Genomic DNA, 13866 nt, shown 5'->3' with positions numbered 1-13866 from the left:
TTTATAAAGGGAGGATTTTTTTCATTCAAACAATCATTTGAACGTTATATATGCATAAGCTATAATACATTCAAACGAACATTAGAATGAGGTGCGAATAGTGAAGGAAACTTGCGATGTCACTAAGGTAAATGTGAAAACGGTAGAAACGGTAAGAGCGCAAATGCCGGAACTGTCAAAGGTAACAAAATTTCTAAAAGCGCTCGCAGATGAAACACGACTTAAAATTACATTTGCCCTCACAATAGAAGAACGGTTATGCGTTTGTGATGTAGCAGCAATTCTCGGAACGAGTACAGCAACCGCATCCCATCATTTAAGATACTTAAAAGAACATGGGTTGGCAAAATCTGCACGGGAAGGGAAACTGGTGTTTTACTCTTTGGCAGATGATCACGTGTATCAAATTGTAAAGATTGCTTATGAACATTCGAAGGAGTGACCTTATCGTGGAAAAAACCGTACAATACCGTCTGGAAAATCTATCTTGTGCAAACTGCGCGGCAAAATTTGAACGAAATGTAAAAGACATTGATTCCGTAAAAGAAGCCCAATTGAATTTTGGAGCGGCAAAATTAACTGTAACTGGAGATGTGTCCGTTTCCGAACTTGAAGCTGCCGGAGCATTTGACGGCATTAAAGTTTCACCGGCAAAAGAACGGAAAGTAATAGAGAAAATCCCTTTTTATAAACGGAGAGAAAATCAGCTGGCAGGGTTTTCATTACTTTTCGTTTTGATAGGTGTCATATGCAGCTTTGTTTTTAATGAAGGGCAACTTTACGAAAATAGTCTATATGCTATTGCTATCGTTGTTGGGGGTTACCCCATTTTCATAACGGGTATAAAAAATCTACTGCGTTTAGAGTTTGATATGAAAACCTTGATGACGATTGCGATTACCGGAGCCGCGATTATCGGTGAATGGCAGGAAGCAGCAATTGTCGTGTTTCTCTTTGCTGTTAGTGAGGCATTGGAAGCTTACTCAATGAATAAAGCACGGGAGTCAATTACTCAGTTGATTGATCTGACACCGAAAACTGCCGTGATTAAAAGAGTCCATGATACGAATCTTCGTGAAATGGAGCTGGCGACGGAAGATATTCAAGTGGGGGACATACTTATTGTAAAGCCTGGCCAGAAAATTGCTATGGATGGTATTGTCGCCGCAGGAGTTTCCACTGTAAACCAGGCTGCAATCACCGGGGAATCTGTACCAGTAACAAAAAATGTGGGAGATGCCGTCTTCGCAGGTACATTAAATGAAGCAGGTGCTTTAGAAATAGAAGTAACAAAACGTGTGGAAGATACAACTATTGCAAAAATCATTCATTTAGTGGAAGAAGCGCAGGCTGAAAAAGCTCCTTCCCAAAAGTTTGTTGACCGCTTTGCCAAGTATTATACACCTTTCATTATGCTGGTCGCCTTGCTGGTCGCCATCGGGCCGAGTATTGTTACAGGTGATTGGATGCACTGGGTTTATCAAGGGTTAGCTGTTTTAGTGGTCGGATGCCCATGCGCACTTGTTATTTCAACACCTGTAGCCATCGTTACCGCAATCGGTAATGCTGCTCGTAATGGTGTTTTAATTAAAGGTGGCGCCTATTTAGAAGAACTGGGTCGTATTAAAGCAGTAGCATTCGATAAAACAGGTACCCTTACAAAAGGGCAGCCGGAAGTAATGGAAATAATAGTAGAAAATAATGCCGAAGATTCGCGTACATTACTTGCAAAGATAGCAGCAGTAGAAAAAAAGTCGCAGCATCCATTAGCACGCGCAATTTTAGCAAAGGCATTTGAAGAAAAAATTACTGTCCCTACTGTTCAGGAGTTTCAGTCTGTAACAGGAAAAGGAGCTTATGGAACAGTGGAAGGCGAAGTAATTTATGCTGGAAGTGTTCCTTGGATTCAATCACGTGTTGCTGTTTCGCAACAACTGTTGAAAAAAATTGACCAGCTTGCTTCAAATGGTCATTCGGTAATTGTTGCTGCAAATAACGAACGCGTTTTAGGGGTTTTATCGATAGCAGATCAAATTCGTCCTGAAAGTAAAAAGGTAATTCAAAAACTTCATGAAAATTATATTAAACATACTGTTATGCTGACAGGTGATGCACAATTGACCGCACAAAAAATTGCTCAGCAACTTCAAATAGATGACATACGGGCAAATCTTTTACCGCATCATAAATTACAGGCTATGAAAGAATTGCAACAGCAGTATGGATCAGTTGCCATGTTGGGAGACGGGGTTAATGATGCACCGGCATTGGCATCAGCAAATATCGGAATTGCGATGGGCGGTGCAGGCACTGATGCAGCACTCGAAACTGCTCAAATTGTATTTATGGCAGATGATCTTTCAAAACTGCCATATACTATGAAACTTAGCAAAAAAGCATTAAAAATTATTAAGCAAAACATTACCTTTGCGCTCGGTCTGAAATTAGTGGCGATTTTACTCATCATCCCGGGCTGGCTTACATTATGGATTGCAATTTTTGCTGACATGGGAGCAACATTAATAGTTATTTTAAATTCATTACGCTTATTAAAGGTAGAAAAGTAGTATACTGGTATTTATAAAGTGAGTAAAATTATAGAAATATGTCTTTTTAATCGAAAGTAAAAAAGTCACATGTTTTAATCAAAATGATTGAGTTATATTACTTGGCGTTATATGATTGTAGAAGAGAATCTAGTTTAAAAAATGAGGCGAAAGATGGCAATGTCAGGTATTAAATTAATAAATGTAACAGAAGAAATTGTAAAAGGGCTTGTTAGTTTTCTGCTGCATGGCGTTGAATATCAAACATTTTGTCATTGTGAACAATGTGAGATGGATGTGAATGCAATTGTTTTAAATGTATTGCCAGCTCGTTATGTTACATCAAACGAGACTAGAGATGCTGTATTTAAACAAATGAGCACACCGGAAAATCTTGAGGAAATCAATAAACAGATTATCCGTGCACTTCACATTGTAAAACAATATCCTAAGCATCCATAAGCAGTGACTTCAATGTTTTCTTTATGTATATAAGCAGTCATGATCAAGTTTTATAAAAGATAAAATGAAGAGGTTATTCAATTAGGGACATACTAATTGCAATAGCCTTTTTCTTTTAACGCCTTTTAGCGTAGGAAGACCGTTTAAAATTGCCACAATAACGGCAATGGCTGACTAATCCGCTTACTATGTAACCATAGCCGAATATTTTATGAAACTAAGCAAATGTAAATTATGCGTTTACTGTTTTCAGTTAACTTTTTGCGTGAAATTGTAGTAAACTGAAAGAAGCAATTGGAAAGAGAGGGAACAGCTATGCCAACACCTAGCATGGAGGACCACATCGAACAAATTTATCTACTAATTGAACATAAAGGGTATGCACGTGTGTCCGATATTGCGGAAGCTTTATCTGTTCTACCTTCCTCCGTTACAAAAATGGTGCAGAAATTGGATAAAGACGGCTATTTAATATATGAAAAATATAGAGGCTTAACATTAACGCCAAAAGGGCAAAAGTTAGGAAAGAGACTTGTTCAGCGACATGATTTGCTGGAACAATTTTTGCGTTTAATAGGGGTAGATGAAGAACGTATATATGAAGACGTTGAAGGTATTGAACATCACTTGAGCTGGAATTCCATAGATCGCATTGCGGATCTTGTACAGCTTTTAGAAGAAGAGCCTCAAATGACAAAGAAGCTGGAAGAAATGAAATCAAATCATAGTATGTAATGATTGACAAGAAAAAGGAGAATATTATGAATCAATTAATAAAATCAGGACAAGTAGTGGAATTAACGGTATTGGAAGAACAAGGGTCACGTTATATTTTAACAAATGGTGAACTGGAAATTCCTTTAAATGCATCAGATGTAGCAGAAACAATTGCGATCGGCGATGTTTTAAAAGTATTCCTTTATACGGATCGCCGTGGAGACCTTCAGGCAACGACAGCCATTCCGCATATTACAGAAGCGGATTACGGTTGGGCACGCGTGTTGAAAGTAACAAAAGAAGGCGCTTTCTGTGATATTGGTACATCACGCGAAGTATTAGTACGTGCCGAAGACTTACCGGCTATTGAAGAAGTATGGCCGGAATCAGGAGATTATTTGTACATTACATTACGTACAGATCGCAACGGGGATTTATTCGGTCGTTTAATTACAGAAGAAAAAGTTAATGACATGTATGAAGGCGCAGCGGAAGACATGTTCAACAAAAACATTACAGCACGACCATACCGTCTATTACCGGTAGGATCATTTTTATTGGGTGTTGAAAATCCTTATCGTATTTTCGTACACGAATCGGAAATGAAAGCTGAGCCACGTTTAGGACAAGAAGTGCAAGTGCGCATTATTGATGTGAAGGAAGATGGCTCGTTAAACGGCTCATTTTTGCCTCGAAAACATGAACGCTTAGGTGATGATGCTGAAAAAATCTTTGCATATTTGGAAAGTGTCGGCGGAAAAATGCCGTTTGGTGATAAGTCAACACCAGAGGAAATTTCTGAAATGTTCAATATGAGTAAGGGTTCCTTTAAGCGTGCACTAGGTACTCTCATGAAAGCGCGCAAAATTACGCAAAAAGACGGCTGGACAGAAATCGTTTAGATACAACTATAAGTAAAAGGGGAAATGTATATGAAACCTTTTACTTTTTTTATTCGTATTAATTAAAGAATGTATAGTTAATTGGACAACATATACATTCGCAAAGGGGGATTTATAAAATGAAACAAAAATGGATGGCTGTCATTGCAGCATTCGCGTTATTAATTTCTTTTGTTTTACCAATGAGCGCTTCTGCAGCGACTACTGAACAAAAAAATCCAATCAATGAAAAACTCGGTGTACCAATCGTTGTTTATGGAAGTAACTTATCTGCTGATGAAAAAGAAACAGTGAAAATTGCTTTGCGTGTAGATCAGGAAACAGAAGTAGATGAAATTACAATTTCAGGACAGGATTTAGCAAAATATATAAAAGATAGTAACCCAAGTTCACGTATGTTTTCATCTGCGAAAATTACACGTCAAGATGCAGGCAAGGGACTTACAATTAGTATCGTAACACCAGATAATATTACACAAGTAACATCTGAAATGTATGCAAATGCCATGTTAACGGCAGGCATTGAAGATGCGATCGTGGAAATTGCAGCACCAAAACCAGTAACAGGTCACTCGGCATTAGTCGGGATATATAAAGCATATGAAGCAAAAACAGGTGAGACATTAGATATTGAGCGTACAGATGTCGCAAATGACGAATTATCAGTTGCTACATCAATTGCAGAATCGGCAGGAGTTTCAGATGCACAAGTTGCGGAATTATTGACAGAGATTAAGAAAGCAATTGCAGAAAATAAACCGGCAACAAAAGAAGAAGTTCAGCAAATTGTTGAAGAGCAGCTGAACAAACTGCAAATCAATTTAAGTGAGGCAGACCGTCAGCTTTTAGTGGATTTAATGGACCGAATCAGTAATTTGAATATCGATTTCGGTAAATTATCATCACAGCTTTCAGATTTAACGGCAAAGTTTGATGAGAAGTTCGGTGCGATATTAGAGGATGAAGGATTTTGGCAAAGCGTCAAAAATTTCTTTAATAATTTAATCGATACAATTTCATCTTGGTTCAAATAAAATAGTCATTCAATGAAAGCACTCGTAAATCGGGTGCTTTTATTTTTTCAAAAATTCAAATTATGGTATATTGTGAAGTACAGAAGGAGGGAGAAATATGGAATTTATTTATAAAGACAAAGGGAATAACTATGGTGCTCTGGAATATGAATTGAACGGTCAGCGTGTTGCTGAGATTACTTGGGTTTTACGTGACGGTGTCATGAATATGGATCATACGTATGTATCCGATGTGCTGCGCGGTCAAGGGGTAGCCAAAAAGCTTTTAGATGCAGCTGCGGATTACGCCCGAGAAAACAATTACAAAATGAAGGCCATTTGTTCATATGTCGTTTCTTCATTCCAAAAAAGCGATGCGTATGACGATGTAAAAGTATAGTAAAATAAAAAAACACGATTCTCATTTTTTGGAAAATCGTGTTTTATTATGGAGTTATAAATTTCTTTGGATTGATTGTCATGTTTTTTAGAATCCTACAAATAATGAAATTAGAGCTGTAATAACTCCTGAAACACCGAGAAGCGTAAGAATCTCCGTACCTTTATATGTAATTTCTGTGTTTTGGAACATATTGAACACTCCTTTTTATATTAATTATAAATATTTATCCAATTCAGGTATTTTTTAATCCTATAACTGCAAATGTTTTAAAAGAAATTCGCAGGGTATATTAATTTATATGAAATTGAAATTAAATTCCGAATTGGGAGGTAATATTATTATGGCTAAATTAAAAGGTAAAGGCGTTGTAGTTGCGGGGTTATTAGCAGGTGCTGCTTCATTTTTAAGTAAAAAGGAAAACCGGGATAAAGCAATGGATTATTTGAATAAAGCAAAAGGTAAAGTAAATGAAAGCGGTGGAGTTCAAGGCTTGATGCAGAAAGTTCAGGACAAAACGTCTGCTGGTTACAGTAATGAAAATGCGCATCCATCATCAACAGGTGATTTGGATACAAATATGGCAAAATCGGCTTCTGTCGGAAAAGAAGATTACAAAGAAGAATCCCTGGAAGATGTTGCAGTGACAGCTGGAGAGATTGCAGATCATACGTTAGAAGGTAACCAAATGGTCGAGGAAGGCGCTCAAACAACAACTGATTACTACAATCATGAACAGGAAAAACGAGCGTAAGCAAACTGTTGAATTTTATAAAAACAAGGTGGCGGGAAATTAGCCTCCTTTTTTTATGATAAAAAAAGGGTTTGTCCGAAACGATTTATAACGTTTCGGACAAACCCTTTACCATGTATAAAGATTAAGCGTTAGCTGTTTCTTTTTTCATTGTTTTGTTTTTAGCAAGGTTTACGTGCCAAGATAGAGCTTCCTCTAAGATATGAGGAGTGTGCGCGCCGCCAGTTGCTTCGTAAGCGCGGTTATAGTAATCCCATAACTGCTCTTTGAAATCTGGGTGAGCACAGTTTTCGATGATTAATTTTACGCGCTCTTTTGGAGCAAGTCCGCGTAAATCTGCGATACCTTGTTCAGTTACGATTACGTCTACATCGTGCTCAGTGTGGTCTACGTGAGAAACCATTGGTACGATTGAAGAAATCGCGCCGCCTTTTGCATATGATTTCGTTACGAAGATACCAAGACGAGCGTTACGTGCAAAGTCACCAGAACCGCCGATTCCGTTCATCATTTTAGTTCCTGAAACGTGTGTAGAGTTTACGTTACCATAAATATCTAACTCAAGAGCAGTGTTGATTGAGATTAAGCCCAAACGACGGATAAGCTCTGGGTGGTTAGAGATTTCTTGTGGACGTAAGCAAATTTTATCAGCATACTTTTCTAAGTTGCCGTAAACTTTTTTCTGTAATTCTTCTGTAAGTGTAATAGAAGTTGCAGCAGCAAAGCGTACTTTACCAGCATCAATTAAGTTGAATACTGCATCTTGTAATACTTCAGAAGCAACTACCAGGTTTTCGAATTCTGCATCAGCAAAGCCGTCTAATACTGCGTTTGCTACTGAACCTACACCTGATTGTAATGGCATTAATTCATTTGTTAAACGGCCCGCTTTGATTTCAGAACGGAAGAAGTCTAATAAAATGTTTGCCATGTCCTGTGTTTCCTCATCTGGAGGAACGATTAATGAAGGAGCGTCTGGCTCTTCAGAAATAACGATTGCTTTAATTTTAGCTGGATCTACTTTAATACCGATTTCACCGATACGCTGCTCAGCATTTGTCATTGGAATCACGTCACGCTTACCTTGTTCACCTGGAACATAGATATCATGAATACCGATCAATGCTTCCGGATGAGAGATATTTAATTCGATAATAATGTTCTCTGCATATTCAGCGAAGATTGGTGAGTTACCTACAGAGTTTGATGGGATAATTAAGCCATCTTCTGTAATTGCAACTGCTTCTAAAATTAAGTGTTTAATAGGACCGATAATTCCTTGACGTACTAATTCAGCATTATGAGAAAGGTGTGCGTCTACATAAGAAATTTCGCCTTTGTTTACTAAACCGCGCATTACCGCATCCCCTTGGAAAGGACCGCGTTTGTTAATAACACCAGCAGCAGCTAAGTAGTTATCAACTTCTGGACCTAATGAAGCCCCTGTATATACATCAATTTTAAATTTTTCGTTTTTAGCACGCTCTACTAATGCCATTGGTACAACTTTAGCATCACCTGCGCGAGTAAATCCTGACATCCCTACCACTGTGCCATCTTGAATTAAAGCAGCAGCTTCTTCAGCAGATACAACTTTATCTACTAATTGTTTTAAACCTAAACGTTTCTCAACTCGTGGATCCATTAATAAATCCTCCCCTAATAAGTTATTTAATCGTTTGATAAACAGAAAACTTTTGTAATTTTCTGTGTATTTCACCAGGTAGTAAACCGGCATTTATGCTAATATTATCATCAAATTGTCACATTTACTTCACGCGCAACATAAAAGCGCTTAAAAGGTGATTATTAGAGAAATTTAACGTAAAAGAGAGATAAAAACAGATTAGCTATGAAGTTGACTAATAACTTATTTAGCAGAAACGCACAATTAAGGGTGGGAGAATAGGCCAAAAGACCAAGGGGTGGCGGAAATTAAAAAAGCGACTCGTATGTACGAGTCGCTTTTAATAATTCTAGAATCCTAAAGAACGGCGGAAGTAGCTAGCATAGCGTTGGCTTACAGGAATACGTGTGCCGTCTTTCATTATTAATAGGAAAGTCGAGTGTGAATCTGGCTGGATTTCATCAATGTAATCAATATTTACAATATAAGAACGGTGGCAACGGATGAACGAATCTGGAGCTAAAAATAACTCTAAGTCACTTAAGTTCAAGCGGTGATATCCTTCACGATGCATCGTTTTTACAAAAGTTTTACGCAATTGTGTCTCAAGATAAATTACTTGATTGTGTTTAATTGGGTACCAGCAGTCATCAATTTTCACTGTAATATAATTAGTTAAAAACGGAGAAGGTTTTTGAGGGAAGATTGCTGTAATGGCACCTTTTGTTTCACCTTCTTCAATGAGAGGAATACTCATTCCGTAATAAGGAACTCCGAATACGTCAGATTCAATGTATGAATTGATTTTTTGACCATACGCTAAAGCTTTGTATGCAGCTGAACCTTCTTTAATCGGGTCACCTGGTTTGATTTTTAAGTCTACTTTTTTGCTTGGCTGATAATATAAATACTCATTTGTATCTGAAATAGCAATTGATGTATTCTCAGGGAAAAATTCTTTAATGACTTCCATAATTTCTTCTATTTGTCTTGGATCCACTTTATAACACCTCTTTATAAGCATTTTATACAATTATGAACTATTTTACTACATATTTAAAGAAATTGGGTTGGGAAGATTTTTTAAAATGAAAAATATTTTAGGGGGATTTAAAAAGGAAATTTTTTCATGGAAAACATAATAAAAAAATAGCGTGAAAATTACTATGCTAAAAGAGTATGATTAGGTGAAATATGCATTTTTTAAATTCCTTTATTTCTATAATTGGAAGTAACCTAATAATTTTGTCCTAGAATAATTGTTAAAATTAGGTTGAAAGCAAAACTTGTAATATGGTAATATTCACTATAGTTACTAATAAAATGTACTATTGTACCGAAAACAATGCATACTCTAATAGTATAAATATAAATATGAATAAATATTTACTTTGCTTAATAAAAGAAATTCTATTATGGAAATTTCTTATGATTAATATAATGATATCACTTATTATGAAATGCAGACTGGCAGATGTATGGAATATAAACAAGCTGCAGATTTACGACATTTTCTTGTACATTTGTATAAGTCTTGTCTTTCAAATAAGTAATAGAAGGTCATTCTGAAGAAAGATGGGGTAACTTATGCAACTACATCAATATTCAATCTCGGAAACAATTTCAAAACGGTATTTTCAAGAGATTGACAATATCAATCAATATGCTGGTATCGAAGATTTTTTTGTTCTGGAATCTCGATTGATTTTTGAAGTTTATCATTTAGAAGTAGCAAAAGCAAAGAAGACATTACACGAAATTATAGACATATTATCCGCACGCTTCGGAAAACAGGTCATTAAAGTAGTGCGCTCGTATTTTGTTACGTTATCCTCAATTGTTGCGCGTAAGCTTTTAGATAATCAAGTCCCTTCTAAAAAAGCATTTGCCTTCAATTTAGCATGTGCAGATATGATTGAAAACAAGATGAAGGATGCCGAGTTTCTGCAATTTGCAGATGACTTAATCGATTTTTATGTGTACTTTATTGCGGACCGAAAGCAGCCTACGTTCCGTCACCAAACAGTAAACAAAGTTATTATGTACATAAATGATGAGCTGGAAAATGATTTAACAGTTGAAAGTATTGCAGCGAACTTCCATATTAGTACGAGTCATTTATCGCGTATTTTCCGTGAGCATGTAGGTATCACTTTAGTTGAATACTTAAATGTTCGCCGTGTAGAGGAATCCCAATATTATTTACGTCATACGAATAAAAGTATTACGTCAATTTCAGACCAATTCCATTTCTGTAATCAGAGTTATTTCACTAGAATTTTTAAGAAATACACAGGTGTAACACCAAAACATTTCCGTGATGAGCTGCATCATGAGTTTTTCCGATTTGAAATTCCTGAAGTAGAGTACGAAAGTGTTTAATATTTAAAAGCCTAATAGTGCGTATAATACCCCTTTAATGTAGGGCGGATCAATTAATGTAATTTCTTTATTCTTGTTCAGCTGAAAGTTTCAGAAAAAAAAGAATAATATATGAAAACTCTGCATGGTATATATTATTACATGTGGAGTTTTTTATTTTAAAACTAGTTTGCGCCTTTAAGATTCTCAAAATTGCTTTATCAATTAGGCTAGTTTTATACTAAACAAAGATTGAAAAATAGATTGCTTTTAATAAGAACATGCAATCATCATGTAAGGAGAGAAAAATGAAAAAATATGAAAGAGCGATCTCACTCGTTTTAGTTGCAGGAGCTAGTTTAACCGCACTATTTTTCATAGTGAAACAAAATATGGAAGCAGCAATTTTAGCTATGACGATTATGTTTACATTTACGAATTTTTTCCGTTCACGTACCTTTAAAGAAAAGGGTCATGAAAAAGAAGCAAAATGGATGCAGAAAATGTCGATGATTTTTGCAGTTTTATCAATTATTGTTTTGTTTATTATTGTCACAGGATAAAAATAGAAAAAGAAGGCGAAATGGAATGAACAGAAAAACAAACAGAAAAAGTCCGATCGCAATGATTGTATCCATTTCAATTGTTATTTTAATCGCGATCTTAGGGTCTATTTATTATAAATTTGAAGTAGCACAATCTGCTACAGAAGAAAAATCTGTTGAACCAAATGAACTGGAAAATGAAGAGACACAAAATAAAACAAATGAAACGGAAGTACCATCGAAGCCACAAGATGAAAATGCTGATGATCTGGCTTCTTCAGAAAAAAACGGTGAAAATCATTCGGCAAATTCCGGAGAACAGCCAATTAAACAACCTTCTAAAGAAACTCCGCCTGCTACGGAAGAAGTGGAGCTGGAAAATGGATATATTGTTGGTCAAAAATCTGCAACAGAACCTACTTTTGTAAAAGGGGTATTAATTGCGAATAAGAAAAATCCCCTTCCTTCTACCTACAATAAAGGGGAAGATCCTAAAGCGCGTGCCGCTTTTGAAAAGATGGCAAAAGCTGCGATGGAAAATGGAATAGATCTCGTTGCTTTTAGTGGTTTCCGTTCTTACGATTATCAAAAAACACTCTACGATCGCTACGTGAAACGAGACGGAAAGGAAGCGGCAGATCGCTACAGTGCAAGACCAGGGTATTCCGAGCATCAAACTGGACTCGCTTTTGATATTGGGGAAAAGGGTCGTGAAGAGTTGTGGCTGACAAATGAGTTCGGCGACACTGAAGCAGGACAGTGGTTGGCACAAAATGCCCACAAGTACGGGTTCATTTTACGATATCCGAAAGGAAAAGAAGAGATTACAGGGTTCATGCATGAATCATGGCATTTCCGCTATTTGGAAGGCGAACTAGCGACAAAGGTATTTGAAGCAGGCGTGACGTTGGAAGAATACTTAGGAATACAATAAATAAAACTTGAAGCTGAATTATAAACAGAAAAACCAATTTTCTCTGGGGAGGAAATTGGTTTTTTACTGTATGCAAAAAGGTATTTCAATTCAAATCCATTTCCCTATAGTATTGGTGATAATAAACGGGAGATGGATTCTTTGAATTTTACAAAACTGGAGCGATTTTTGTACAGTTCAAATGTGAGCTCTGAACAGTCTAATATATCACTTTCGAATATTTCAGCAAGACGGTGTGCCAATAATCTGTCATAAAGAAGGGCATTTACTTCAAAGTTTAAACTAAAGCTCCGTACATCAATGTTTGCAGTACCTACTGAAGCAATTTCATCATCCACGACAATCATTTTGGCGTGAATAAAGCCTTTCTCATAATGATATACTTTTGCACCTGCCTCAACGAGTGGTCCTACGTATGAATAAGTCGCCCAATAGACAAACATGTGGTCAGGTTTATTTGGAATCATAATCCGCACATCGATTCCGGATAGGGCTGCGATTCGAATAGCGTCAAAGAAAGATTCATCTGGAATGAAATACGGGGACTGTATGTACACGTATTTTTTTGCATTCGCAATTAAATGCAAATAATTGTTTTTAATTACTTCCCATTCTGTATCAGGTCCACTTGAAATAATTTGAAGAGCGGCCGTTCCTTTTTGAGGGATAATCGGAAAATAACGCTCTGCATAACAAATATCATTTTTGGCACTTGCCTGATTCCAGTCCAAAATGAAGCGAGTCTGTAATGGGTGGACAGCACTCCCTTCAATACGTAAGTGTGTATCGCGCCAGTAGCCGAATCGATCCGATAAACTTAAATATTCGTCCCCAACGTTAAAACCTCCGATATAGCCGATACGTCCGTCTATTATGGAAATTTTTCTGTGATTTCTAAAGTTTAAGCGTGGATTGATGAGAGGCAAAATCGAAGGGAAAAATACTTCTACTTCACCGCCGGCTTCGATCAATTCTTTAAAATGCCGCTTCCGAACTCCGCGTGAGCCCATTTCATCAAAGAGTACTCTTACTTTTACACCTTGTTTCGCCTTTTTTATTAAAGCATTTACTATACGTTGCCCCAAATTATCCAGTTTGAAAATATAGTATTGAATATGAATGTGGTTTTTCGCATGAAGAATATCATTTATAAGTGCTTCGAACTTGTCACTGCCATCATCAAATATTTTTACATCGTTATCTTGTGTAAGGACAGCGTTGTTTGTTTTTAAATTCATATAAATAAGGTGGTTATAAATTTTAATATTTTCTGTACGCAGTTCCAGCTCATTATTTTCAATAGCTTCAATCTGATAATTAATCAGTTGTTCAATCCCGATATCTTTTCTGCCATCCCAACGGAATAAGTGTTTTTTTCTCAATTGTCGTCCTAGTAATAAATAGAGGAAAAACCCAACAAACGGTAAGAAAAAAAGAACGAGCAACCATGCCCAAGTCGATGAAGGCTTTTTGCGCTCTAAAAAAATGACAGTCAGGGCAAATAGAATATTTATAAACATAATAAGCGGTACCAAAATGGAACTTTGAATAATAGCGCTCAAAAGATTCACCTACTTTCCTTCTTTCTTATCATTATAGCCTATG

General features: G+C 36.5%; 14 protein-coding genes. 11 read left to right on the top strand and 3 right to left on the bottom strand.

The features are described from left to right. Positions 1–97 precede the first annotated feature (97 nt). The 8 genes from ABS917_RS12545 (at position 98) to ABS917_RS12510 (ending at position 6794) form a co-directional block, all read left to right on the top strand. Positions 98–442 (top strand): ArsR/SmtB family transcription factor, encoded by a 345-nt coding sequence (locus ABS917_RS12545; RefSeq protein ID WP_350479387.1) that lies wholly within the window; start codon positions 98–100, stop codon positions 440–442. After that, a complete protein-coding gene (locus ABS917_RS12540) occupies positions 423–2567 on the top strand; it encodes a heavy metal translocating P-type ATPase (RefSeq protein WP_350479288.1) in 2145 nt (714 codons plus the stop codon). The genes ABS917_RS12545 and ABS917_RS12540 overlap by 20 nt, the downstream gene beginning before the upstream one ends. A 159-nt stretch (positions 2568–2726) precedes the next feature. Then, positions 2727–3008 carry a late competence development ComFB family protein gene (locus ABS917_RS12535; protein ID WP_350479386.1) on the top strand — a complete coding sequence of 94 codons (282 nt, stop codon included), beginning with the start codon at positions 2727–2729 and terminating at the stop codon, positions 3006–3008. A gap of 315 nt (positions 3009–3323) precedes the next feature. Continuing rightward, positions 3324–3743, top strand: coding sequence for a transcriptional regulator MntR (gene mntR / locus ABS917_RS12530; RefSeq protein ID WP_079523318.1), 420 nt, complete (start codon positions 3324–3326; stop codon positions 3741–3743). A gap of 26 nt (positions 3744–3769) precedes the next feature. Next, positions 3770–4627 carry a CvfB family protein gene (locus ABS917_RS12525; protein WP_350479287.1) on the top strand — a complete coding sequence of 286 codons (858 nt, stop codon included), beginning with the start codon at positions 3770–3772 and terminating at the stop codon, positions 4625–4627. A gap of 119 nt (positions 4628–4746) precedes the next feature. Beyond that, a complete protein-coding gene (locus ABS917_RS12520; RefSeq protein ID WP_350479286.1) occupies positions 4747–5661 on the top strand; it encodes a DUF1002 domain-containing protein in 915 nt (304 codons plus the stop codon). Positions 5662–5758: 97 nt separating this feature from the next. Beyond that, positions 5759–6040, top strand: a complete 282-nt coding sequence (locus ABS917_RS12515; protein WP_350479285.1) for a GNAT family N-acetyltransferase — start codon at positions 5759–5761, stop codon at positions 6038–6040. A 343-nt stretch (positions 6041–6383) separates the two neighbouring features. Further along, a complete protein-coding gene (locus ABS917_RS12510; protein ID WP_350479284.1) occupies positions 6384–6794 on the top strand; it encodes a 3-oxoacyl-ACP reductase in 411 nt (136 codons plus the stop codon). 124 nt (positions 6795–6918) lie between these two features. On the opposite strand, the gene ABS917_RS12505 is transcribed toward ABS917_RS12510, so the two are convergent. Beyond that, positions 6919–8439 (bottom strand): succinyl-CoA:acetate CoA-transferase ScpC, encoded by a 1521-nt coding sequence (locus ABS917_RS12505; protein ID WP_350479283.1) that lies wholly within the window; start codon positions 8437–8439, stop codon positions 6919–6921. 331 nt (positions 8440–8770) lie between these two features. Further along, entirely contained in the window at positions 8771–9421 is a 651-nt protein-coding gene (locus tag ABS917_RS12500) for a LytTR family DNA-binding domain-containing protein (RefSeq protein WP_350479282.1), read from the bottom strand. A 587-nt stretch (positions 9422–10008) separates the two neighbouring features. Between ABS917_RS12500 and ABS917_RS12495 the strand changes: the two genes are divergently transcribed. The 3 genes from ABS917_RS12495 (at position 10009) to ABS917_RS12485 (ending at position 12261) form a co-directional block, all read left to right on the top strand. Then, positions 10009–10803, top strand: coding sequence for a helix-turn-helix transcriptional regulator (locus ABS917_RS12495; protein ID WP_339174067.1), 795 nt, complete (start codon positions 10009–10011; stop codon positions 10801–10803). Between the two features lie 287 nt (positions 10804–11090). Continuing rightward, positions 11091–11345, top strand: coding sequence for a hypothetical protein (locus tag ABS917_RS12490; RefSeq protein ID WP_079523311.1), 255 nt, complete (start codon positions 11091–11093; stop codon positions 11343–11345). A 25-nt stretch (positions 11346–11370) separates the two neighbouring features. Further along, positions 11371–12261: a M15 family metallopeptidase gene (locus ABS917_RS12485; RefSeq protein WP_350479281.1), complete on the top strand. Its 891-nt coding sequence runs from the start codon at positions 11371–11373 to the stop codon at positions 12259–12261. Positions 12262–12365: 104 nt separating this feature from the next. Here ABS917_RS12485 and cls read toward each other — a convergent pair whose 3' ends face one another. Then, on the bottom strand, positions 12366–13832 hold the full coding sequence (cls, locus tag ABS917_RS12480) for a cardiolipin synthase (protein ID WP_350479280.1): 1467 nt from the start codon (positions 13830–13832) through the stop codon (positions 12366–12368). Positions 13833–13866: the final 34 nt, after the last annotated feature.

Origin of the sequence: Solibacillus sp. (assembly GCF_040273735.1) — a bacterium.
GTDB lineage: Bacteria > Bacillota > Bacilli > Bacillales_A > Planococcaceae > Solibacillus.
This window is presented reverse-complemented; position numbering and strand designations above follow the sequence as displayed.

Bases quoted from the DNA above. Each gene is read 5' to 3' on its own strand.
- ABS917_RS12540 (WP_350479288.1), top strand. From the start codon at position 423: ATGAACATTCGAAGGAGTGACCTTATCGTGGAAAAAACCGTACAATAC.
- ABS917_RS12535 (WP_350479386.1), top strand. From the start codon at position 2,727: ATGTCAGGTATTAAATTAATAAATGTAACAGAAGAAATTGTAAAAGGG.
- mntR (WP_079523318.1), top strand. From the start codon at position 3,324: ATGCCAACACCTAGCATGGAGGACCACATCGAACAAATTTATCTACTA.
- ABS917_RS12525 (WP_350479287.1), top strand. From the start codon at position 3,770: ATGAATCAATTAATAAAATCAGGACAAGTAGTGGAATTAACGGTATTG.
- ABS917_RS12520 (WP_350479286.1), top strand. From the start codon at position 4,747: ATGAAACAAAAATGGATGGCTGTCATTGCAGCATTCGCGTTATTAATT.
- ABS917_RS12515 (WP_350479285.1), top strand. From the start codon at position 5,759: ATGGAATTTATTTATAAAGACAAAGGGAATAACTATGGTGCTCTGGAA.
- ABS917_RS12510 (WP_350479284.1), top strand. From the start codon at position 6,384: ATGGCTAAATTAAAAGGTAAAGGCGTTGTAGTTGCGGGGTTATTAGCA.
- ABS917_RS12505 (WP_350479283.1), bottom strand. From the start codon at position 8,439: ATGGATCCACGAGTTGAGAAACGTTTAGGTTTAAAACAATTAGTAGAT.
- ABS917_RS12495 (WP_339174067.1), top strand. From the start codon at position 10,009: ATGCAACTACATCAATATTCAATCTCGGAAACAATTTCAAAACGGTAT.
- ABS917_RS12490 (WP_079523311.1), top strand. From the start codon at position 11,091: ATGAAAAAATATGAAAGAGCGATCTCACTCGTTTTAGTTGCAGGAGCT.
- ABS917_RS12485 (WP_350479281.1), top strand. From the start codon at position 11,371: ATGAACAGAAAAACAAACAGAAAAAGTCCGATCGCAATGATTGTATCC.